Source organism: Trabulsiella guamensis ATCC 49490 (assembly GCF_000734965.1).
GTDB classification, from domain to species: domain Bacteria; phylum Pseudomonadota; class Gammaproteobacteria; order Enterobacterales; family Enterobacteriaceae; genus Trabulsiella; species Trabulsiella guamensis.
This window is the reverse complement of sequence record NZ_JMTB01000014.1, coordinates 38,274-60,242: the sequence shown is the minus strand read 5'-3', so window position 1 is coordinate 60,242 and position 21,969 is coordinate 38,274. Positions and strand designations below refer to the sequence as shown.

Here is a 21,969-nt window from a genome sequence, read left to right as displayed (position 1 = left end):
CGGCATATAACGCGCCACGGCCCACAGATGTTCTTCACGCACCACAAAATTGACCGCCAGATTGCGCTCACGAGCTTTGCGCAGACGCCACTCCGCCAGCAGTTGCAGGCAGGCAAGCTGACGCGTACGCAACTGCCAGGCGTTGCCGATGTCGCGCCAGGCGTCAGCCGGGTCGAGCACCTCCTGTCGGCGCTGCATCATCAACTGGCATTCATCGAGTGCTGCGGGTAACCAGCCAGCGCTGTCGGTTTCTGCCATCAGTTTTTTCGCGATCGGCAGTAAATACCAGACGTCGGCTGCGGCATAGTCGCACTGCCGCTCTGTCAACGGACGCGCCAGCCAGTCGGTACGCGACTCGCTCTTGTCGAGCGTTAAGCCGGTGTACTCTTCCACCATCGCCGCGAACCCCCACGACATCGGACGACCACAAAACGCCGCCAGGATCTGCGTATCGATCAGCGGCTGTGGCAGCAGATCAAACGCATTGAGAAACACTTCCAGATCTTCACTACCGGCGTGGAGAAATTTCGTTACGTTTTTATCTAACAGCAACTCGCGCATCGGCGCCCATTCGGTGATGCTCAGGGGATCGATCAGTGCCACCTGTTCACCGTCGAACAACTGGATCAGACCCAATTGCGGGTAATAGGTGCGGGTGCGAACGAACTCGGTATCGAGGGCAATGGCCGACGCAGTGCGCGCGGTCTCGCACAGGTACAGGAGCGCGTCGTTAGTGGTGATCATCTGATAGTTCAAATCATACTCTCTGTCTGTTGCGCCAAAAAAAACGCCGGTAGAACCGGCGTCTGGGGCGACTGTCCCGAAGCTCAGCCTTTATTGTCTACTTTGGCGCGCGCTTCGTCACGTAGTTCTCGTCGCAAAATCTTTCCGACATTGGATTTCGGCAGCTCTTCGCGGAATTCGACCAGTTTCGGCACCTTATACCCGGTAAGCTGACGGCGGCAGAATGTCACCAGCGCCTCTTCTGTCAATGACGCGTCTTTTTTGACCACGAAAATTTTGACCGTTTCACCACTGGAGCCGGACGGCACGCCCACGGCAGCCACTTCCTGCACGCCAGGATGCTGCATCACCACGTCTTCAATCTCATTTGGATAGACGTTAAAACCGGAGACCAGAATCATATCTTTTTTACGATCGACAATACGCAGGAAACCTTCGTCGTCCATCACAGCGATGTCCCCTGTATGCAACCAGCCGTCTTTGACGATTTCATCGGTGGCATCCGGACGCTGCCAGTAGCCGAGCATCACCTGCGGTCCTTTGATGCACAGTTCGCCTGGCTCGCCATGCGGCACTTCATTGTCATCTTCATCCACCAGTTTCGCTTCGGTGGACGGCACCGGCAATCCAATGCTGCCGCTGTGATAATCGATGTCATGCGGGTTCACACTCACCAGCGGGGCGCATTCGGTCAGACCGTAGCCTTCCAGCAAATACTGTCCGGTGAGTTTGAACCAGCGTTCAGCCACCACTTGCTGTACAGGCATCCCTCCACCTGCTGAAAGATGCAGTGAAGAGAAATCCAGTTGATGGAATTCCTTGTTATTCAGCAAGGCGTTAAACAACGTGTTAACGCCGGTCATGGCGGTGAACGGGTATTTTGCCAGCTCTTTCACCAGCCCCGGAATGTCGCGCGGGTTAGTGATCAACAGGTTTTGCCCGCCGAGTTCGATAAACAACAGGCAGTTAATGGTCAGCGCAAAGATGTGATACAGCGGCAGCGGCGTCACCACCAGTTCTTTGCCACGATGCAGCAACGGACCGTAGGTAGCATTTACCTGTTCAATATTTGCCAGCATATTGCGGTGCGTCAGCATCGCGCCTTTGGCAACGCCCGTCGTGCCGCCGGTGTATTGCAGGAAAGCCAGGTCGTCAGAGACGATTTCCGGCTTCACGTACTGCATGCGGTAGCCCTGTTGCAGCGCGCGGCGAAAGGAGATCGCATCCGGCAGATGGTACTTCGGCACCAGGCGCTTCACATATTTGACCACAAAGTTCACGAGGGTGCCTTTGGTGGCAGAAAGCTGGTCGCCCATGCGCGTCAGGATCACGTGCTTCACCTGGGTTCTGTCGACCACTTTTTCCAGCGTGTGAGCAAAGTTGGAGACGATAACAATGGCGGCAGCACCGCTGTCATTCAGTTGATGTTCAAGCTCGCGCGGTGTGTACAGCGGGTTCACATTCACCACGATCATCCCGGCGCGCAGAATGCCAAACAGTGCCACCGGATACTGCAGCAGGTTCGGCATCATTAATGCCACCCGGTCACCTTTCTGCAGGCCAAGCCCTTGCTGAAGATAGGCGGAAAAAGCGCGGCTTCGCTCTTCCAGTTTGCGGAAGGTCATCACCTCGCCCATGTTGATGAACGCAGGCTGGTCCGCATAGCGTGTAGTTGAATGTTCGAACAGCTCCACCAGGGATTGATAACGATCAGGATTGATTTCCGCCGGAACATCGGCGGGATAACGGTTAAGCCAAACCTTCTTCAATGCATCACCTCTAACTTTTCGAATCGTCGTCATCGCAACCCCAATTAATAAACAAGGCGTTAACATAATATTAACTCAGCGTACCAGTTTATAAATTGTGCAGAATGCAGGTTGCGAAGCGCGTCACTATTTATTTTTCTTATGACCTCAGGAACAAAGAAACAGCGGACGGGCCGCTGTTTCTTTTACTACTAAATACAACAGGTTATTCCGTTACAAAGGTCTGTACACTGGCAGGCCCCGGGTTATACCATCCCCAACCGCCATAACCGTACCGCCCATGACGTGGATACGGGCCCCACATCCATGGATCAATGGGTTGCGGCGGCATCACCACCTGTTGTACGACGCGCCAGCGTTTATAGCCGGTCACGTTCATCATCATATATTTGTATGAGGTATCGCCGATTTTTCCGTCTACCGTCCCAACAATAGGCCCGACGACGGTCACCAGCTGGTCGCGGAAATCAACCGGATCAAGGAAGCCGTTCACATCGGCATAGATGCGCCCGCGCGATGCAGCGCCTAATAACGGGCGCGCACCGCTGTCCAGTGGAACCGTAGCGATTTCAAGCCGGGTTTTCCCCTGCTCGTTGCGAACACTGACCACCTTGCCGCCAAATCGCGCCTCCTGCCCCACGTACAACGTCGGAGCGGCCATTACCCGAGTCAAATCCTGCTGTGGTGTCGGGCTTGTCCCCTGAATGGCATCAGGGACGGTAACACAGCCGCTTAAGGCAATGGCCATCAGTCCGACCAGCAGCCCACGTGAAAAACGCTTTTGACCCACCATGGTGTGGCTCCTTCATCATAACTGCCGAAAAAATCTCTTATTACTAAGATTCATTCACGGCCCGGAAGTTTCTTCCACGCGACTTCATTACGTAAATATTTCGGTTCGGCATTTTCCACCGCCACCGTTTTTTGTTCGCTGAAAAGCTGACAGGCCAGCGGCAGCATATCTTCGGCGGACGGCAGCAGCACGTCGCCATCGGCGAGCATAAGTTCAGCGTTCTGCGCCATGTCAGGATAGGCCTGCCAGCCGGTGCCGACGGTCGCCCAGCGGCCATTGAGCTGCTTCAGTCGCGCGTTAACGGCTTCCGGTTTCAGCACGGCTTCACTCGCTTCGCCGTGCCAGATGCCCTGCTCGTCACGCTGATATTCTGCCCAGTAGACTTCGCCCATTCGGGCATCAATTGCCGCCAGCACACGGGTCGCCCCGGTTTTACGCCACGCGCCCTGCGCCATGGTCGCCAGCGTCGAGACGCCGATCATCGGCAACGCCGCGCCCAGCGCCAGCCCCTGCGCGATGCCAATGCCGATACGCACGCCGGTAAAGCTCCCCGGTCCACGACCAAAGGCCAGCGCATCGAGGTCAGTCAGCGCAATGGCATTCTCGTTCAGCAGCGTCTGAACCAGCGGCAGGATGCGTTGAGTATGTTCGCGGGGGCACAGTTCAAAGTGTGCAGAGAGAACACCGTCGTTCCACAGGGCGGCAGAACAGGCCTCTGTGGCGGTATCAATAGCCAGAATTCGCATGGGTTTTCGCGCTCTTGCAATAGCAGGTCTTCAAAATGGCGCGCATATTACCACAGTCTGCAACAAATTACCGCGTTGATGACAGTGCAAGGAAGCGCACCGCCCGGCCGAGGTCGCGCGTGCGTGGCGCCGGGGGGAGGCTGGCGAGGAACACCGCGCCGTAGGGGCGCATCACCAGCCGGTTGTCGCAGATCACCAGCACTCCGCGGTCGTCCACGTCGCGGATCAATCGTCCGACACCCTGCTTGAGGGTAATGACCGCATCCGGCAACTGGACTTCGTCAAACGGATCGCCGCCGCGCAGGCGACAGTCGTCCATACGGGCTTTAAGGAGAGGATCATCCGGTGAGGTAAACGGCAGTTTGTCGATAATGACCAGCGACAGCGCATCGCCCCGCACGTCCACACCTTCCCAGAAACTACTGGTCGCCACCAGTAAGGCGTTACCGGCACTGACGAACTGCTGCAATAACTGCGCTTTGCTGGTTTCGCCTTGCAGCAACACCGGCAGCGTCATGGTGGCGCGGAACTGTTCGGCGAGATCACGCATCATGGCATGCGAGGTACACAGCATAAAGCAGCGCCCGTCGTTAGCTTCAATCAACGGCCGCAGCATTGCCGCCAGATGCCGTGCGGCACCTGGCTGATTGGGCGACGGCAGATTGCGCGGCACGCACAGCAACGCCTGTTTTTCGTAGTCGAACGGACTTGGCAACAGCAGCGACTCCGCTTCTTCAATGCCGAGACGAGCAGTAAAATGGTGCAAATCGTCATTCACCGACAGTGTGGCGGAAGTGAAAATCCAGCTGCCGGGCTTTTGCGCCATCACCTCTTTGAATTTATCGGCGACGGTCAGTGGCGTCAGTGCGAGCGTGAAATGGCGCGACGTGCATTCATACCAGTAGCTGTAGCCGGGCTGGTTGATCTCTTTCAGCCGTTTGAGACGGCCGCGATACAGCGTGGCGCGCTCAAAGGCCGCATCCAGCAGCGCCGAGCGCCCCAGCGAAAGTTTCGCCACGTCGTAGCAAAGTTCAAGCGCATCATCGAGCAGTAGCAACGCACGCTGAATATTGTTGTCTGCCAGCAGCTCGCGCAGATTGCCGCGATAGCCGGGTTCGCCCAGTTGCAGACGAAAATCCTGCGCGCTTTGCGCCAGGCGATCGGCGCACTTCTGCAATTGTTGGGTATCTTTCAGTTCGGTGCGGTACGCGATGGTGATATCTTTCGCCAGATCCAGCAACTGGCGGCTGGAGAGAGACTGACCAAAATACTGGCTGGCGATGTCCGGTAACTGGTGAGCTTCGTCGAAGATCATTACTTCCGCTTCCGGAATCAGCTCTGCGAAACCACTCTCTTTCACTACCATATCGGCGAGAAACAGGTGATGGTTCACCACCACCACGTCGGCGTCCATCGCCTTTTTCCGCGCTTTGACAACAAAGCAGTCTTTGTAGAGTGGACAATCGCTACCGAGGCAGTTGTCGTTGGTACTGGTGACCAGCGGCCAGGCAGCGGAATCTTCCGCCACGCTGATGCAGGTGCTGATGTCGCCGTCGATGGTTTGATTGGACCATGAGCGTAAGAGGATCACGTCGCTCAGCGTCTGAACGGGTAAGTCGCCGCCCGCCAGCGCCTGCTGTTCGAGGCGTTCCAGACACAGGTAGTTCGAGCGCCCTTTCAATAACGCCGTTTTGCCGGTGAAGCCCAGCGCCTTCGCCACGGTCGGCAGGTCACGGCTGTAGAGCTGATCCTGCAATGCTTTCGAGCCGGTAGAGATGATGACTTTTTTATTTGCCCGCAACGCAGGCGCCAGGTAGGCGTAGGTTTTGCCCGTCCCGGTGCCCGCCTCAACGACCAGCGGTTGCGTCTCTTTGATCGCCTTCGCGACCGCCATCGCCATCTGGCGCTGCGGTTCACGCGGCTTAAAGCCGGGTATCGCGTTAGCTAACTGACCGTCTGTTGCAAAATCGTCTGTCACACTACCCCCTGTATATCTGGACAGGGATTATGTCAGGCCGCAGCGTGTTGCGCCAGTCGAAGTGATGACTCCGGCGGCACATTGTGGCAGTCTTGCGGCACACCGATGGAATACCACAGAGGAACCTGACTATGACGATTACCCGTATCGACGCCGAAGCCCGCTGGTCTGACGTTGTGATCCACAACCAGACGATTTACTACACCGGCGTACCGGAGAATCTTGATGCCGATGCCTTTGAGCAGACCGCCAACACCCTGGCGCAGATTGACGCCATGCTGCAAAAACAGGGCAGCGATAAATCCCGCATTCTGGATGCGACGATTTTTCTCGCCGATAAAGCCGATTTCGCGGCAATGAACAAAGCGTGGGATGCGTGGGTGGTGGCAGGCCATGCGCCGGTACGCTGCACCGTGCAGGCCGGGTTGATGAAGCCGCAATACAAAGTTGAAATTAAGATTATCGCGGCAGCGTAATTACTCGTCGTCTTCGTCTTCAAAGCGCGCCACGATCCGCTCGCCGGTATGGCTGGCGCGCAACTCTTCCGCGACCTGGGCAATCGCCTGACCGCTGCTCATCCCCTGCGACATCAGTTCCTGAATACGCTCTACGGCGTGCTGCTGTTGCTCATGGGAGAGCGAAGGTAAACCTGCAAACATGACTGACTCCTGCTACATTATTGGCTGTAATTATTTCATGTCGCCCCGCCATTCACCAGTGGCTGACTGACTTTATCGATCGAGGAAGATGTTGTCCCCTTCTATTATGACACTGCCCTGGCGTGAAGATGCCGCAGAACACTGGTTTTCTGCGCTCAGCGCGACGCCCTGGGCAATGCTACTGCATTCCGGCTATGCCGATCATCCCTACAGCCGTTATGACATTGTGGTCGCGGATCCACGCTGTACGCTGGTGACCCGTGGTGATACCACCACGCTGCGTCACGGTAGCGATATACGCGAATCCACTGCGGATCCCCTGGCGCTGTTGCAACAGGCACTGGACAACTGCGGTATTCACCCGACTACCGACGATGCATTGCCGTTTCTTGGCGGCGCGTTGGGGCTGTTCGGTTATGATCTCGGCCGCCGCTTTGAGCGTCTGCCTTCCGTCGCGGAAAACGACATCGCCCTTGCCGATATGGCGGTGGGGATCTACGACTGGGCGCTGATTGTCGATCACCAGCTTGAGCGCGTCACGCTGCTCAGCTATGGCGATCCGGCCGTGCGTCTGCAGTGGCTGGAATCGCAAACGCGCCCGGCTGCAGCGGATTTTGTCCTGACGTCGCCGTGGCGTTCAAATATGAGCCGGGAAAGCTATGGCGAGAAGTTTCGCCAGGTGCAGGCGTATCTGCACAGCGGTGATTGCTATCAGGTCAATCTGGCTCAGCGTTTTCAGGCCCGTTGCTCCGGTGATGCCTGGCAGGCGTTTGTGCGACTGAATCGCCAGAATCGCGCGCCGTTCAGCGCTTTTTTGCGCCTTGATGACGGCGCGGTGGCGAGCCTCTCCCCGGAACGCTTTATTCATTTGCAACAGGGGGCGATTCAGACCCGCCCCATCAAAGGGACGCTGCCGCGACTGAGCGACCCCGATGCCGACCAAAAGCAAGCTGAAACACTGGCGGCCTCACCGAAGGATCGGGCGGAAAATCTGATGATTGTCGATTTGATGCGAAATGACATAGGCCGCGTGGCGGTTCCGGGTAGCGTGAAAGTGCCGGAACTGTTCGTCGTCGAGCCGTTCCCCGCTGTACATCATCTGGTCAGTACCATCACCGCCACGTTGCCTGCGCATCTGCATGCCACTGATCTGCTGCGTGCAGCGTTTCCGGGCGGGTCAATCACCGGTGCACCGAAAGTGCGGGCGATGGAAATTATCGACGAGCTGGAGCCGCAGCGACGTAACGCGTGGTGCGGCAGCATTGGCTATCTCAGCTTTTGCGGCAATATGGACACCAGCATCACCATCCGCACGCTGACCTTAACTGACGGCAATGTCTATTGCTCCGCCGGTGGCGGCATTGTTGCCGACAGTGAGGAAAGCGCGGAGTATCAGGAAACCTTTGATAAAGTGAATCGTATATTGCAACAACTGGAGCCGTAACTGATGCAATCCCCTGACCTCAGCCTGGACGATTTTATCTCCCGCTTTCAATTGCTGCGACCGCAAACGCGGCTCGGTACGCAGAATCAGCGGCAGGCGGCGGTGCTCATTCCGGTGGTGCGTCGTGCGAAGCCGGGGTTGTTACTGACGCAACGTTCACCACTGCTGCGCAAGCATGCCGGTCAGGTGGCATTTCCTGGCGGCGCGGTAGACAGCACGGATGCGTCGCTTATCGCCGCCGCGCTGCGTGAAGCGCAGGAAGAAGTTGCTATCCCGCCGGAGACAGTGGAGATCCTCGGCGTACTGCCGCCGGTCGACAGCGTGACGGGGTTTCAGGTCACGCCGGTAGTGGGAATTATTCCCCCGGATCTGCACTATCACGCCAGCGTCGATGAAGTCGCTGCGGTGTTTGAAATGCCGCTTGCCGAGGCGTTGCGTCTGGGCCGCTATCACCCTCTCGATATCCACCGGCGCGGCAACTCGCACCGAGTGTGGCTCTCCTGGTACCAACACTATTTTGTCTGGGGCATGACCGCAGGGATCATCCGCGAGCTGGCGCTGCAAATCGGTGAAACTCCTTAGCTATACTTATCGTGTGAACCCGACGAGATCGGCGTCTCAGTATTAGTAAAATCGCGGTTAAACATTAGTTTTATTCATGTGAATAATTGAGCTGACAACGCCGTTCCCTCTTACACTATGCCCAGTTATTACATCGTTGCCGGAAGGTCCGGCAACCCTGTCAGGAGTGTTATCGTGATTAGTATATTCGACATGTTTAAGGTGGGGATTGGTCCCTCCTCTTCCCATACTGTAGGGCCAATGAAGGCCGGGAAGCAGTTCGTCGATGATCTGGTCGAAAATGGGCTGATTGATAATGTTACCCGCGTGGCGGTTGACGTCTACGGTTCGCTGTCTTTAACCGGTAAAGGCCACCATACCGACATCGCTATCATCATGGGGCTGGCGGGCAACCAGCCGGATACCGTGGATATCGATGCGATACCCGCGTTTATCCGTGACGTGCAAACGCGCGGCCGCCTTCTTCTGGCGCAGGGGCGTAAAGAGGTGGATTTCCCACCGGATGACGGCATGCGTTTTCGCAGCGACAACCTGCCGTTGCATGAGAACGGCATGACGGTACATGCATACGCGGGTGATAATGAAATCTACAGCAAAACCTATTATTCCGTCGGCGGTGGTTTTATCGTCGATGAAGAGCATTTCGGTAAAGACGTCGTTGGCGCGGTGGATGTGCCATGGCCATTCAAATCGGCGAAAGAGATGCTGGATTATTGCAAAGAGACCGGCCTGTCACTCTCTGGCATGGTGATGAAAAACGAGCTGGCGTTGCACAGCAAAGAGGAGATTGACGCGTACTTTGCGAACGTCTGGCAGACCATGCAGGCGTGTATCGATCGCGGTATGAACACCGAAGGCGTGTTGCCTGGTCCGTTGCGGGTGCCGCGTCGCGCCTCTGCGCTGCGCCGCTTGCTGGTCTCCAGCGACAAACTCTCCAGCGATCCGATGGTGGTCGTTGACTGGGTGAACATGTTCGCGCTGGCAGTGAACGAAGAAAACGCCGCAGGTGGACGCGTGGTCACCGCGCCAACCAATGGCGCCTGCGGTATCGTTCCTGCTGTACTGGCCTATTATGATCACTTTATCGAACCTGTCAGCCCGGAAATCTACACCCGCTATTTCCTCGCCTCCGGCGCTATTGGCGCGCTGTATAAGATGAACGCCTCAATCTCCGGCGCGGAAGTCGGTTGTCAGGGTGAAGTAGGTGTAGCCTGTTCGATGGCAGCGGCCGGTCTTGCGGAACTGCTGGGCGCCAGCCCGGAGCAGGTTTGTGTGGCGGCGGAAATCGGTATGGAACATAACCTTGGTCTCACCTGTGACCCGGTAGCCGGTCAGGTTCAGGTGCCGTGCATTGAGCGAAACGCAATTGCATCGGTAAAAGCGATCAACGCTGCGCGAATGGCAATGCGCCGGACCAGCGAGCCACGCGTGTCGCTCGATAAAGTCATTGAAACTATGTATGAAACCGGTAAGGACATGAACGCGAAATACCGGGAAACGTCGCGTGGCGGCCTGGCGATTAAAGTACAATGTGACTAATTCCACATCTTTCCAACGCCCGTCAACCTGACGGGCGTTTTTTATCTCCTTCATCCTGCTCTTTTTTTTTTGCACACTACACTTTCAGTGTTGCGGTTGTTAATTCCCTTTACAGCACGATAACAGGCATCAGCAATGCAAAATGCTCAGCGGGCCATTAAACATTATCGACAAAAGCGCATTTTCATCTGCCTCGTGGTCGCGCTAGTCACACTGTTAACCACACTGGCGGTACGATTTATTTCGCAGCGTAGCCAAAATCAGCAACAATTGCATACTGCCGCCGTTCACGCGATAACGACAATTGATAAAGTCTTGTTGCCATTACAAAAAGAACATGCGGAATTGCTTCAGCTCGTTGGTCAGCCCTGCGAGGCAATTAACCTGCCGTTGCGCAGGGAAGCCGCGGCATTACAGACGCTGCGCTCTATCGCGCTGGTGAAATCCGGTACGCTGTACTGTTCGAGCGTGTTGGGTCAGCGTAACGTTGTTCTTCATGATGTGGTGAGCGAATTGCCCAGCGATTCACCGCAACTTCTGCTGTTTACAGATAACACGCTGATTAAAGGCCGTCCCCTGCTGCTGCAATGGTATCCCGCCACCAGTGACGCAGGCAGCGGCGTGCTGATGAGCGTGAATATTGATCTGCTCAGTACCCTGATGCTGGAACCGCAAAAGCCGCTTATCAACAGCATCAGTCTGACAGTCAAAGACCGCCATCTTTCGGATGCGAGCGGCGTCATGACAACGCTTTCCGTGCCGCCTTCCGACCAGATTTTTTAGTCTTCCTTCAACCCATTTTCCTTTTACCGTCAATCTGATAAGCCCGGGCTCCACTGAACTGGCGTTGAGATCGCTACCTGCCCAGCTACCGCTGGCGTTAATCCTTAGTCTGTTAATGGCTGGCATCGCCTGGCTTGTCACTGCCAGCCGGATGAGTTTTTCGTGGGAAATCAATATGGGGGTTGCATCGCGGGAATTTGACGTCTGGTGCCAGCCGTTGCTCAATGCCGCCGACCAGCAATGCGTGGGGGTAGAAATTCTGTTGCGTTGGAACAACCCGCGACTGGGCCCCATCCCGCCGGATGTGTTTATCCCACTGGCGGAGGAGCATCATCTGATTGAAACACTGACACGCTATGTGATTAGCGAGACCGTACGGCAGATTGACGTCTTTCCAAAAAGCCCGCATTTTCACGTCGGTTTTAACGTGGCGGCAAGCCATTTCGTCGAAGGCAAACTGCTGCGCGACCTGAATCATTACTGGTTCAGCGCCCATCCGCATCAACAACTGATCGTGGAGCTGACGGAGCGGGATGATATTCACGACGTCGATTACCGGCTGATCAGAGAGATGCATCGCAAAGGGATCAAGCTGGCGATTGACGATTTTGGCACCGGCAACAGTTCGTTTTCCTGGCTGGAAAAGCTACGCCCGGACGTGCTGAAAATCGATAAGTCGTTTACCCATGCTATCGGTACCGATGCGGTGAACTCGACAGTGACGGACATTATTATCGCCCTGGGTCAGCGGCTGAAGATTGAGCTGGTCGCGGAAGGGGTGGAAACGGAGGAACAGGCGCAGTATCTGTTCCGGCACGGTGTGCACATTCTGCAGGGGTATTTGTATGCACGCCCGATGCCGCTGATCGCGCTACCCCAATGGCTGGCAGACTACCTGCCGCGCCTGTTGGCGCAGCAGGACGGGCATCCAGGCCCCGTAAGCGGCGACATCGAGGATTACTCTTCTTCGTCGTCGTGATGCGGCTGCTCTTTAACAATATGCACGAGGTCAATACGATAGTCGTTCGCTTCGACAATGGTGATGCGCAGCGGCGGTAACGCAATGACGTCGCCCACCTGCGGGATTTGCCCGTTGACGGCGATCGTCAGCCCGGCGACAGTCGCCACTTCCTGATCGTCATCAACCAGCGTGTCCATACCCAGCATCTGTTGCAGGGCGTGAAGATCGGTGGAACCTTTGACCAGCCAGCCGTTGCCATCGGTGACGATTTCCGGCGTTTCGTCGGCATCCGGGAACTCACCGGCAATCGCTTCCAGCACGTCCAGCGGTGTAACCAGCCCCTGCACCACACCGAATTCGTTGGTGACAATCACGAAACTGCCACGCGCACGGCGCAGAACCCCCAGCAGGTTAATCGGATCGAGGGTTTCCGGCACGACAATCGCTGGCGACGCCGACGCGATAGCGGCGACATCTTCACCCGCTTCCAGGGCCACCAGCATCTCTTTGGCACGCACGATACCGATGATTTCATCCAGTTCGCCACGGCACACCGGGAACAGGCTGTGCGGCGAGGAGAGCAGTTGCTCGCGAACTTCAGCGGCGCTCAGGCTGGCATCAACCCAGCTTATCTCTCCACGCGGGGTCATGATGCTGCGCAGCGAGCGCGAAGCCAGGGTCAGCACGCCGTTGATCATATAACGCTCTTCTTCGGCGAACGCCCCTTCCGGTACCGGCACCGGCGAGGACGGGCTGTCGGCATCATGCGAAACGTTGACCTGTTTGCGACCGCCCATCAGACGCAGGATGGCATCGGCCGTTCTGGCGCGCAGCGGCAGCGTCGACTGATGGCGAATAAAGTTACGACGGGCAATCTGATTAAACAGTTCGATGACAATCGAGAAGCCAATCGCCGCGTACAGGTACCCTTTCGGAATATGGAAACCAAAGCCTTCCGCCACCAGACTGAGACCGATCATCAGCAGGAAACTCAGGCAGAGCACCACCACTGTCGGATGCTGGTTAACAAAGCGGGTTAACGGTTTAGAGGCCAGCAGCATCACCGCCATCGCAATCACTACCGCCGCCATCATCACCGGGAGATGGTTGACCATCCCGACCGCCGTGATGACCGCATCGAGCGAGAACACCGCGTCCAGCACCACAATTTGCAACACAACGACCCAGAAGCTGGCATAGCCCTTGCCGTGGCCTTCGTCATGCTGGCGATTTTCCAGCCGTTCATGCAGTTCGGTTGTCGCTTTGAACAACAGGAATATCCCCCCGAGCAGCATGATCAGATCGCGTCCGGAGAAACTGTATTCCCAGATGCTGAACAGTGGCCGGGTGAGCGTGACCATCCACGAAATTACGGAAAGCAGCGCCAGACGCATCACCAGCGCCAGCGACAGGCCGATCAGGCGTGCTTTATCACGCTGTTTTGGTGGCAGTTTGTCAGCCAGAATCGCGATAAACACCAGGTTATCGATGCCGAGGACAATTTCCAGCACAACCAGTGTTAACAGGCCGATCCAGATGGAGGGATCCATTAAGAATTCCATGTCTGTCTCCTGCTACGGGCGTAAGCCATCGTACCGGGGGTTCCGGCAGGCGTGACAATAACGGGTGAAAAACGAGGCTGGCGCGAGGCGCCGGTTTGCCAGGTGGCGAGGCACCTGAAAAGGATGTGGCGTCGGTGACGGTCCATATAGCGGGCTTAACCCTGTACTCCTGTCTGATTAAACTGGAGGTAAACATATCAAAGAATCCCGGTTTGACGCAAAGATTTACCTGAATTTGCAAAAAACACGATTTTTTGCATCGCAAAATTATTAATCGTCTATAACTAAATTACGGATCTTCATCACATTAATTATTTTTTCACTATCTAAAATAATTCGCGGAAGTCTTAATTTTTTATGCTCGAACCCTTGTCTGAATCGATTCGGTTACTGACAAAGTCTCAAGGTGCATCTATAGGCAGTGGTGCATAAATAGATAATAAGAGGAGGTAGCAAGTGACGATTGCTATTGTGATAGGCACACATGGTTGGGCTGCAGAACAACTGCTGAAAACAGCAGAAATGTTGCTGGGCGAGCAGGAGAACGTCGGCTGGATTGATTTCGTCCCAGGCGAAAACGCAGAAACGCTCATCGAGAAATACAACGCGAAGTTGGCCAGTCTCGACACCAGTAAAGGTGTGCTGTTTCTCGTCGATACATGGGGCGGCAGTCCGTTTAATGCGGCAAGTCGCATTGTCGTCGATAAAGAGCATTACGATGTGGTGGCGGGCGTCAATATTCCGATGCTGGTCGAAACCTTAATGGCGCGTGATGACGATCCGAGTTATGACGATCTGGTCGCGCTGGCCGTCGAAACCGGACGCGAGGGCGTGAAAGCGCTCAAAGCCAAACCGGTCGAGAAAGCCGCGCCAGTAGCAGCAGCACCGCGAGCAGCTGCGCCTGCGAAGCCTATGGGTCCCAACGATTACATGGTCATTGGACTCGCGCGTATCGACGACCGCTTAATCCACGGTCAGGTAGCCACTCGCTGGACCAAAGAAACTAACGTCACCCGAATCATTGTCGTCAGCGATGAAGTCGCGGCGGACACCGTGCGTAAAACCCTGCTGACGCAGGTGGCGCCGCCAGGTGTCACAGCGCATGTCGTCGACGTGGAGAAAATGATTCGCGTCTATAACAATCCGAAATATGCAGGTGACCGCGTCATGCTGCTGTTTACCAACCCAACAGATGTTGAGCGCATCGTTGAAGGCGGCGTGAAGATCACGTCCGTTAACATCGGTGGTATGGCTTATCGTCAGGGTAAAACCCAGGTAAACAACGCCGTTTCGGTCGATGAAAAAGATATCGAAGCATTTAACAAACTGAACGCTCGCGGTATTGAGCTGGAAGTGCGTAAAGTGTCCAACGACCCGAAATTGAAAATGATGGATTTGATCAGCAAGGTCGGCAAATAACACCGGCGCTGGTTTTCACACTTAAGGCTTATGTTATAGGAGAAGTACAATGGAGATTACCACTCTTCAGATTGTGCTGGTGTTCATCGTCGCGTGTATTGCAGGTATGGAATCCGTACTTGATGAATTTCAGTTCCACCGTCCGTTGGTGGCCTGTACGTTAATCGGTATCGTTTTAGGTGATATGCAGAAAGGCATCATCATCGGTGGTACCCTGGAAATGATCGCGCTGGGCTGGATGAACATCGGTGCGGCGGTAGCACCTGATGCGGCACTCGCCTCCATCATTTCTACCGTTCTGGTTATTGCAGGGGGTCAGAGCATCGGCGCCGGTATCGCGCTGGCTATTCCACTGGCTGCAGCAGGCCAGGTACTGACCATTATCGTTCGTACTATTACCGTTGCCTTCCAGCACGCTGCAGATAAGGCGGCCGAAAGCGGCAACCTGACTGCGCTTTCCTGGATCCACGTCTCTTCCCTCTTCCTGCAGGCAATGCGTATCGCCATCCCGGCGGTTATCGTGGCAATTTCTGTCGGTACGAGTGAAGTTCAGGGCATGCTGAACGCAATTCCGGAAGTGGTGACCAGTGGTCTGAACATCGCCGGTGGCATGATCGTGGTTGTTGGTTACGCAATGGTCATCAACATGATGCGTGCAGGCTACCTGATGCCGTTCTTCTACCTCGGTTTCGTCACCGCGGCATTTACTAACTTCAACCTGGTTGCTCTGGGTGTTATCGGCGCAGTGATGGCGATTCTGTACATCCAGCTGAGCCCGAAATACAACCGCGTCGCGGGTGGGCCCGTACAGGCCGCTGGTAATAACGATCTCGATAACGAACTGGACTAACAGGTGAGCGAAATGGTTGATATCACTAAAACTACTACCGAGAAAAAACTCACTCCGGGTGATATTCGTGGCGTGTTCATCCGTTCCAACCTGTTCCAGGGTTCATGGAACTTCGAACGTATGCAGGCGCTGGGTTTCTGCTTCTCAATGGTGCCGGCGATTAAACGCCTGTATCCGGAGAACAACGATGCGCGTCGTCAGGCGATTAAGCGTCACCTGGAATTCTTCAACACCCATCCTTACGTAGCGGCGCCGGTTCTGGGTGTTACGCTGGCGATGGAAGAGCAGCGCGCTAACGGTGCGGAGATCGACGACGGTGCCATCAACGGTATCAAAGTTGGTCTGATGGGACCGCTGGCGGGTGTCGGCGACCCGATTTTCTGGGGTACCGTACGTCCGGTATTTGCGGCACTGGGTGCTGGTATCGCGATGAGCGGCAGTCTGCTGGGTCCGTTGCTGTTCTTCGTCCTGTTCAACCTGGTGCGTCTGCTGACCCGTTACTATGGCGTGGCATACGGTTACCGTAAAGGGGTAGATATCGTTCAGGATATGGGCGGCGGCTTCCTGCAGAAACTGACGGAGGGGGCGTCAATCCTCGGTCTGTTCGTCATGGGGGCGCTGGTTAACAAGTGGACGCATGTGAACATCCCGCTGGTGGTGTCGACCATCACCGGTCAGGATGGCCAGACGCGTGTTACCACGGTACAGACCATCCTTGACCAGCTGATGCCGGGCCTTGTGCCGCTGTTGCTGACTTTCGCCTGTATGTGGCTGTTGCGTAAGAAAGTGAACCCGCTGTGGATCATCGTTGGCTTCTTCGTCATCGGTATCGTGGGTTACGCTATCGGTCTGCTGGGTCTGTAATCTGTTCGCTGTATACCGGGGGCCTGTGCCCCCGGTATTTTTTATCCGGAGGCTTAATGACAATCACGGACTGGATACTGGTTATTTTTATCGTCGCCCTGCTCGCTTACGCCATCTATGATCAGTTCATCATGCCACGCCGCAACGGCCCCCTGCTGCTCTCCATTCCCCTGCTGCGCCGTAACCGTGTGGACGGGATTATCTTTGTCGGTCTGGTTGCCATTCTTATCTATAACAACGTGACGCAACATGGCGCGATCGTGACCACCTGGCTGCTCAGCGCGCTGGCATTAATGGGGTTGTATCTGTTCTGGATCCGCACCCCGAGAATACTGTTTAAAACAACGGGATTTTTCTTCGCCAACGTCTGGATAAATTATAACCGCATTAAAGAGATGAATTTATCTGAGGACGGCGTACTGGTGATGCAATTAGAACAACGGCGGTTGCTCGTTCGCGTGCGGAATATCGACGATCTGGAAAAAATATATAAATTTCTCGTTTCAACTCAATAAGTTAAACATATAGCCAGCGCTATATTTTGCTGCGTTCTTTGCAGTGCGTAATATAGCAATGGCTATAATCCCGGCGTTCATTCCCTCATATTTATTAACGATTTTATTACCAATAAATTTAAATGAAAATCGTTATCAATAAGTAATATAAATAATGATTGCCTGTTATTGTTTTATATTCAAAAAATATGTTAAGGTTGCGCCCGTCGTTGGGGAGTAGCCGATTTCCTTTCCCGGAAATGTACGTATCAACATACTCGTTGCAAAACGTGGTACGTACGGATGACCAGCCCGCTGGTGCATCAGGCGAGACCATAGACACATCCGCTGCTGTACGCCGGTTATGGCGTATGTTTACTGGGGGCAGTGATGTGTCATATGGAGATACCCCGGTCAGGACACACCCATGAATTTATCTGCCACAATTCTTCTCGCGTTTGGCATGTCGATGGACGCTTTCGCTGCGTCGATCGGGAAAGGCGCGACGCTGCATAAACCCAAATTCTCCGAAGCCCTGCGAACCGGCCTTATCTTTGGCGTCATCGAAACCCTGACCCCGCTGATCGGCTGGGGGCTTGGCATGCTCGCAAGCCAGTTTGTGCTGGAATGGAACCACTGGATCGCCTTTGTGCTGTTGGTTTTTCTCGGCGTACGAATGATTGTGGAAGGGGTGCGCGGTGATGATGACGAAGAAACGCTGGCGCCAAACCGGCATGGTTTCTGGCTGCTGGTGACCACCGCAATTGCCACCAGCCTGGACGCCATGGCCGTTGGCGTGGGTCTCGCCTTTCTGCAGGTCAGCATTATCACCACTGCGCTGGCAATCGGCTGCGCCACGCTGATCATGTCAACCCTCGGGATGATGATCGGTCGCTTTATCGGCCCGCTGCTCGGCAAACGGGCGGAAATCCTCGGCGGAATTGTGCTGATTGGCATCGGCTCGCAGATCCTCTGGAGCCACTTCGCCGGTTAAGCGTCGCGCTGCCAGGAGTGAATCGCAAAGTCGGTCTGACAGTGGAATTCCTTCTGCTGTTGCAGTTTTTCCCACACGTCAGGTCTGGCTCGCCAGGCAAACGGCGTCATTTGTAACAGCGCCACCGCTTCCAGCCCTGACAGCGTCATTCGATACGCTACCTGCTTGTACTGTTGTAGCGTAAAACCTTCCAGTTGTTCGCTGTGCGGCGCATGCAAATGAACCTCTTCGTAAATCAGCCCTTTTAATTCCATCAAATGACGAGGCCCCGGCGTGGCGGTGAAAACCCAGCCTCCCGGGCGAACAACGCGCGCCAGCTCCTGCGGATTACAGGGTGCGTAAATCCGCACAACCGTGTCCATACTATTATCGTCAAACGGCAGACGCTGGCTGGATGCCACGCAAAAATTCACCTGCGGATAACGCTTTGCTCCGGCGCGTATCGCCGCCTTTGAAACATCCAGCCCCCAGGTCTGCGAAACAATCTCTGCAAAAGCATGGGTGTAATACCCTTCTCCACAGCCGATATCGAGCAGTTGCGCCGCGCCTGTTTGTTCCAGTTGCTGACAAATGGCGTCGCGTAGTGGCTGGTAATGCCCGGCATCAAGAAACGCGCGACGGGCGTTCATCATCTCTGCACTGTCACCCGGATCGCGCGAGCGCTTGTGCTGAACGGGAAGCAGATTCACATAACCCTCTTTCGCCAGGTCAAACTGATGCCGCTGCGGGCAGATATAACTGTTTTCACGGCGCGTCAGCGGGGCGTGGCAAAGAGGACAACTGTAAGACATGACAACTCCGGGGACATTCTACGAAGGGCGAAGTGTACCGCCATCGCACGGGAATTTCGAGCGGATTGCGGCCATGAAAAAGCCCCGCAGATGCGAGGCTTTATGGCTGATGGTGCGCGCAGGACGCGCAACAAGATCAGTGGTGCTGGATTCAGATAGCAGTTACGTTAACTGCAGCCGGGCCTTTCTGACCGTCCTGAATTTCAAACTCAACGTTCTGACCTTCGGCCAGAGTTTTAAAACCATTACCCTGAATAGCAGAGAAGTGTACGAATACATCTTTGCTGCCGTCAGCCGGAGTAATGAATCCAAAACCTTTAGATTCGTTGAACCACTTAACTTGACCTTTAATCTTTGCCATTTGCAAAATTCCTTAGAGTGTTTTCTTCGCCCGAAGGCACTTACATAGATAAAACTGAGACATGACTGCATGAGGCACTAATTAAGGTTCGGCAGAGAAGCGGTATTCAACGTCAACGTGTTTACTCAGGACTTCTTTACTGAAAATGCCATACATAAACAGAACTGTACCTCGTTTAACCCAAAACGTGTTATCACACACAACGATAATAATGGCAAGCCATTTTTAAACGTGTCACGATCGGTCGCACAAAATCGTTGTTCGTCTTTCGATCCTCTGCACATTTATGCGCAATGTTCTCAGTTGAACCACTCTCAGCAAGTGTTTGAAAAACGCGCGCACATGCTGATAATCATAGACATTTTCACCATAGACCAACACTCGCGCTTCGTCCAGTTGTCCCTGTTTATATCAGGCAATTTTTTATATCCTTCGCTGATTTGTGCATAGTCATGCGCACCCGGTTTAACAAAAAATGTTAAAAGAGGCGTAAACAACCTTGCTTACGGTTTCGCTTTCCGTGTAAGGGAATGCGAATGAATAAAGCCTATCTTGCACCATAATAATGAAATTTTAATGACAGTGCTTCATCGCGAGGCATATAAAAACGTTTCGCTAAAAAATAGCTTTGAATATTGAAAAAGTGGAAATTAAAGTTTCAGTGAGTGATTTAATGCATAAACCAACAATAATAACCGTTAATTTAAACTTAAACGAAACGGTAAAAGAAAATGCCAACAGAAAAGGCGCACCATGATGGTGCGAAATGATGACGTCTGTCCCGGTATCTGGCAGATTGTCGTTACCGGGAAGACGTGCAGCGAAGATTAGCGCTCGGCAACCAGACGAATCATGTCATCGTCCTGCGGCTTCACGTTCGCCTGCACCGCAGGCTCCTCTTTTTCCGGTTCGTTTGCTTCACAAAGGCGTCTTAACAGCACAGTCTGACGCTTCTGCTGATCCAACAACGCTTCAAGCAGTTCAATCTGCTCGTTCGCGCGTGAGCTGGCCCGATTGACGAAAAACCACAGTACCAGACCAACAACCAGCAACAGCACAGACATCGCCAGCGATGCCAGATTCAAAACCCCGGAATTCAGTAAGTCACTCATTTCACCACCTCAAAAATAACAGTCTATTTTACCACTCGCATTCAGGAAGGAAATCATTCGAGCATAAAATGTCTTACCAGGGGATGAACTTGTTGATGGTACAGATCCCACTGAAGAACTGTACATCCTGATCGCACATCACGTTGATGGTCTGCGTCCAGAGCAGTACACACAACAGCAAGATGACAGCCAGGATAACCCACCGATATTTTTTCACTCCACTCTCCGGGATAATTCATACTGAAATCAGGTTATCACTCCTACCTTAAACGGTGACTCACTGTAATCCGTTCTGATCATTTTAGGAATCATTGACTTGTTTCAGTCAACCGCTGCGTTAACCTGTTATCGCTATGATTCATAAAAAGAGGCAGCAATGCGTTTAATTATTCGTTCAATTATTGTGCTGGCTATCGCGTGGATTGCTATTTTGCTCAGCGGCTATGGCGTGCTCATTGGCAGCAAAGAGAATGTGGGTGGATTGGGCTTACAATGCAAGTATCTTACTGCTCGCGGCGTCAGTACCGCACAGTATGTTCATACCGACAGCGGGATCATTGGACTGACGGACTGTCCGGTACTGCGAAAAAGTTCGACCGTCGTCGATGAAAGTTAACGAAAACGCCGCGATAACGCGGCGTTTTTCATCTTACGACGATGCTCAGAACGGATAGTCGTTATAGCCCATCTGCTCAGAGATTTTCGCCGCCGCGCTGTGCAACATTTTCACGTATTCGTGTAAGCGCTCTTCGGAAAAACGCAGCGTCGGGAACGAAATACTCAGACCCGCAATCACCACGCCAAAACGGTCAAAAACCGGCACAGCGATACAACGCAACCCTTCTTCCTGCTCTTCGTTATCTTCACCGTAGCCCTGCTCACGGACTTTATCGAGCACCGGCAGCAGATCCTGCGTACTGGTAATGGTGCGCTCAGTACTGCGCTTATACTCCACCCCGTCGAGAATTTGCACCGCTTCGTCTTTATCACGCCACGCCAGCAGGACTTTACCAATCGCGGTGCTGTACAGCGGGTTGCGGCGACCTACGCGCGAGTACATGCGCAGGTTATACATCGAGTCAATTTTATGGATATAAACAATACTGTCTTCATCCAGCGCGCCGAGGTGAATGGTCTCCTTCGTCAGACGCGACAAATCACGCATCTGAATGTCTGCGCTACGGATCAGATCCACGTTTTGCAGCGCACGAGCGCCCAGCTCAAACAGTTTGAGTGTCAGAGAATACTTTTCAGACTCGCCTTCCTGCGCCACATATCCCAGTGATTTCATGGTTTGCAAAAAGCGATAGACCGTGCTTTTCGACATCATGACGCGCTGCGACAGTTCGGTAATACCAATTTCGCGCTCTTCCCCAAGCGCCTGCAGAATGCCAAAGACTTTCAGAACTGAAGAGACAGAATCTGGCTGCTTATCCAAATCTGCGACTGCCATTTATCACCTCACCGCGAGTGTTTTATAAAAATCAGAACGAGTTTTTAGTATAAATTTGTGGGACCTCAACC

The 21,969-nt window shown here is 54.2% G+C and carries 22 protein-coding genes, 2 pseudogenes and 1 riboswitch; of the genes and pseudogenes, 11 read left to right on the top strand and 13 right to left on the bottom strand.

Annotation, left to right across the window (positions count from 1 at the left end):
* From rnd to yoaA, 5 genes are all read right to left on the bottom strand, one after another.
* Nucleotides 1–744, bottom strand: a 744-nt coding sequence (gene rnd, locus GTGU_RS01280; protein ID WP_169741152.1) for a ribonuclease D, incomplete at its 3' end; no start/stop codon positions are given.
* Between the two features lie 83 nt (nt 745–827).
* Nucleotides 828–2,513 (bottom strand): long-chain-fatty-acid--CoA ligase FadD, encoded by a 1,686-nt coding sequence (fadD, locus tag GTGU_RS01275; RefSeq protein ID WP_156963979.1) that lies wholly within the window; start codon nt 2,511–2,513, stop codon nt 828–830.
* Between the two features lie 205 nt (nt 2,514–2,718).
* Nucleotides 2,719–3,306, bottom strand: coding sequence for a Slp family lipoprotein (locus tag GTGU_RS01270; RefSeq protein WP_038153574.1), 588 nt, complete (start codon nt 3,304–3,306; stop codon nt 2,719–2,721).
* A gap of 50 nt (nt 3,307–3,356) precedes the next feature.
* Nucleotides 3,357–4,052 carry a tRNA (adenosine(37)-N6)-threonylcarbamoyltransferase complex dimerization subunit type 1 TsaB gene (tsaB, locus tag GTGU_RS01265; protein WP_038153573.1) on the bottom strand — a complete coding sequence of 232 codons (696 nt, stop codon included), beginning with the start codon at nt 4,050–4,052 and terminating at the stop codon, nt 3,357–3,359.
* A 67-nt stretch (nt 4,053–4,119) separates the two neighbouring features.
* On the bottom strand, nt 4,120–6,030 hold the full coding sequence (gene yoaA / locus GTGU_RS01260; RefSeq protein WP_038153572.1) for a DNA repair helicase YoaA: 1,911 nt from the start codon (nt 6,028–6,030) through the stop codon (nt 4,120–4,122).
* A gap of 131 nt (nt 6,031–6,161) precedes the next feature.
* On the opposite strand from yoaA, the gene GTGU_RS01255 reads away from it, so the two are divergent.
* Complete coding sequence (locus tag GTGU_RS01255; protein ID WP_038153571.1) at nt 6,162–6,506, top strand: RidA family protein; 345 nt, start codon at nt 6,162–6,164, stop codon at nt 6,504–6,506.
* On the opposite strand, the gene GTGU_RS01250 is transcribed toward GTGU_RS01255, so the two are convergent.
* Complete coding sequence (locus tag GTGU_RS01250) at nt 6,507–6,689, bottom strand: YoaH family protein (RefSeq protein WP_038153570.1); 183 nt, start codon at nt 6,687–6,689, stop codon at nt 6,507–6,509. It abuts the gene before it with no gap.
* A gap of 88 nt (nt 6,690–6,777) precedes the next feature.
* Here GTGU_RS01250 and pabB point away from each other — a divergent pair, with 88 nt between their 5' ends.
* The 4 genes and pseudogenes from pabB to GTGU_RS01230 all read left to right on the top strand — a co-directional run bounded on the left by pabB (nt 6,778) and on the right by GTGU_RS01230 (nt 12,016).
* Nucleotides 6,778–8,133: an aminodeoxychorismate synthase component 1 gene (gene pabB / locus GTGU_RS01245; RefSeq protein ID WP_038153568.1), complete on the top strand. Its 1,356-nt coding sequence runs from the start codon at nt 6,778–6,780 to the stop codon at nt 8,131–8,133.
* Between the two features lie 3 nt (nt 8,134–8,136).
* On the top strand, nt 8,137–8,715 hold the full coding sequence (locus tag GTGU_RS01240; RefSeq protein ID WP_038153567.1) for a CoA pyrophosphatase: 579 nt from the start codon (nt 8,137–8,139) through the stop codon (nt 8,713–8,715).
* Between the two features lie 174 nt (nt 8,716–8,889).
* Nucleotides 8,890–10,254, top strand: coding sequence for an L-serine ammonia-lyase (gene sdaA, locus GTGU_RS01235; protein ID WP_038153566.1), 1,365 nt, complete (start codon nt 8,890–8,892; stop codon nt 10,252–10,254).
* Between the two features lie 135 nt (nt 10,255–10,389).
* A pseudogene (locus tag GTGU_RS01230) lies at nt 10,390–12,016 on the top strand (EAL domain-containing protein).
* On the opposite strand, the gene yoaE reads toward GTGU_RS01230, so the two are convergent.
* Nucleotides 11,995–13,560 carry a CNNM family cation transport protein YoaE gene (gene yoaE / locus GTGU_RS01225; RefSeq protein WP_038153565.1) on the bottom strand — a complete coding sequence of 522 codons (1,566 nt, stop codon included), beginning with the start codon at nt 13,558–13,560 and terminating at the stop codon, nt 11,995–11,997. The pseudogene GTGU_RS01230 and the gene yoaE sit on opposite strands and share 22 nt — an antisense overlap.
* 456 nt (nt 13,561–14,016) lie before the next feature.
* Between yoaE and manX the strand changes: the two genes are divergently transcribed.
* From manX to mntP, 5 genes are all read left to right on the top strand, one after another.
* Entirely contained in the window at nt 14,017–14,979 is a 963-nt protein-coding gene (gene manX, locus GTGU_RS01220) for a PTS mannose transporter subunit IIAB (protein WP_038153564.1), read from the top strand.
* A 49-nt stretch (nt 14,980–15,028) separates the two neighbouring features.
* On the top strand, nt 15,029–15,829 hold the full coding sequence (locus tag GTGU_RS01215; RefSeq protein WP_038153563.1) for a PTS mannose/fructose/sorbose transporter subunit IIC: 801 nt from the start codon (nt 15,029–15,031) through the stop codon (nt 15,827–15,829).
* A gap of 12 nt (nt 15,830–15,841) precedes the next feature.
* Entirely contained in the window at nt 15,842–16,693 is an 852-nt protein-coding gene (locus GTGU_RS01210) for a PTS mannose transporter subunit IID (protein ID WP_038153561.1), read from the top strand.
* Nucleotides 16,694–16,749: 56 nt separating this feature from the next.
* Nucleotides 16,750–17,208, top strand: a complete 459-nt coding sequence (locus GTGU_RS01205; protein WP_038153560.1) for a DUF986 family protein — start codon at nt 16,750–16,752, stop codon at nt 17,206–17,208.
* Between the two features lie 199 nt (nt 17,209–17,407).
* Nucleotides 17,408–17,588: riboswitch (yybP-ykoY riboswitch) on the top strand.
* Between the two features lie 26 nt (nt 17,589–17,614).
* Nucleotides 17,615–18,181 (top strand): manganese efflux pump MntP, encoded by a 567-nt coding sequence (mntP, locus tag GTGU_RS01200; protein ID WP_038153558.1) that lies wholly within the window; start codon nt 17,615–17,617, stop codon nt 18,179–18,181.
* On the opposite strand, the gene rlmA is transcribed toward mntP, so the two are convergent.
* The 5 genes and pseudogenes from rlmA to mgrB all read right to left on the bottom strand — a co-directional run bounded on the left by rlmA (nt 18,178) and on the right by mgrB (nt 20,662).
* On the bottom strand, nt 18,178–18,972 hold the full coding sequence (gene rlmA / locus GTGU_RS01195) for a 23S rRNA (guanine(745)-N(1))-methyltransferase (protein ID WP_038153557.1): 795 nt from the start codon (nt 18,970–18,972) through the stop codon (nt 18,178–18,180). The two genes, mntP and rlmA, sit on opposite strands and share 4 nt — an antisense overlap.
* Before the next feature lie 151 nt (nt 18,973–19,123).
* Entirely contained in the window at nt 19,124–19,333 is a 210-nt protein-coding gene (cspE, locus tag GTGU_RS01190) for a transcription antiterminator/RNA stability regulator CspE (protein ID WP_001062678.1), read from the bottom strand.
* A 12-nt stretch (nt 19,334–19,345) separates the two neighbouring features.
* Nucleotides 19,346–19,489: pseudogene (locus GTGU_RS26470) on the bottom strand (DUF2627 domain-containing protein).
* A gap of 671 nt (nt 19,490–20,160) precedes the next feature.
* Complete coding sequence (locus GTGU_RS01185) at nt 20,161–20,445, bottom strand: YebO family protein (protein ID WP_038153555.1); 285 nt, start codon at nt 20,443–20,445, stop codon at nt 20,161–20,163.
* 73 nt (nt 20,446–20,518) lie between these two features.
* Nucleotides 20,519–20,662, bottom strand: coding sequence for a PhoP/PhoQ regulatory lipoprotein MgrB (mgrB, locus tag GTGU_RS01180; protein ID WP_038153554.1), 144 nt, complete (start codon nt 20,660–20,662; stop codon nt 20,519–20,521).
* A gap of 159 nt (nt 20,663–20,821) precedes the next feature.
* Here mgrB and GTGU_RS01175 point away from each other — a divergent pair, with 159 nt between their 5' ends.
* Nucleotides 20,822–21,061: a YobH family protein gene (locus GTGU_RS01175; RefSeq protein WP_038153553.1), complete on the top strand. Its 240-nt coding sequence runs from the start codon at nt 20,822–20,824 to the stop codon at nt 21,059–21,061.
* A gap of 45 nt (nt 21,062–21,106) precedes the next feature.
* Here GTGU_RS01175 and kdgR read toward each other — a convergent pair whose 3' ends face one another.
* Nucleotides 21,107–21,898 (bottom strand): DNA-binding transcriptional regulator KdgR, encoded by a 792-nt coding sequence (kdgR, locus tag GTGU_RS01170; protein ID WP_038153552.1) that lies wholly within the window; start codon nt 21,896–21,898, stop codon nt 21,107–21,109.
* Nucleotides 21,899–21,969: the final 71 nt, after the last annotated feature.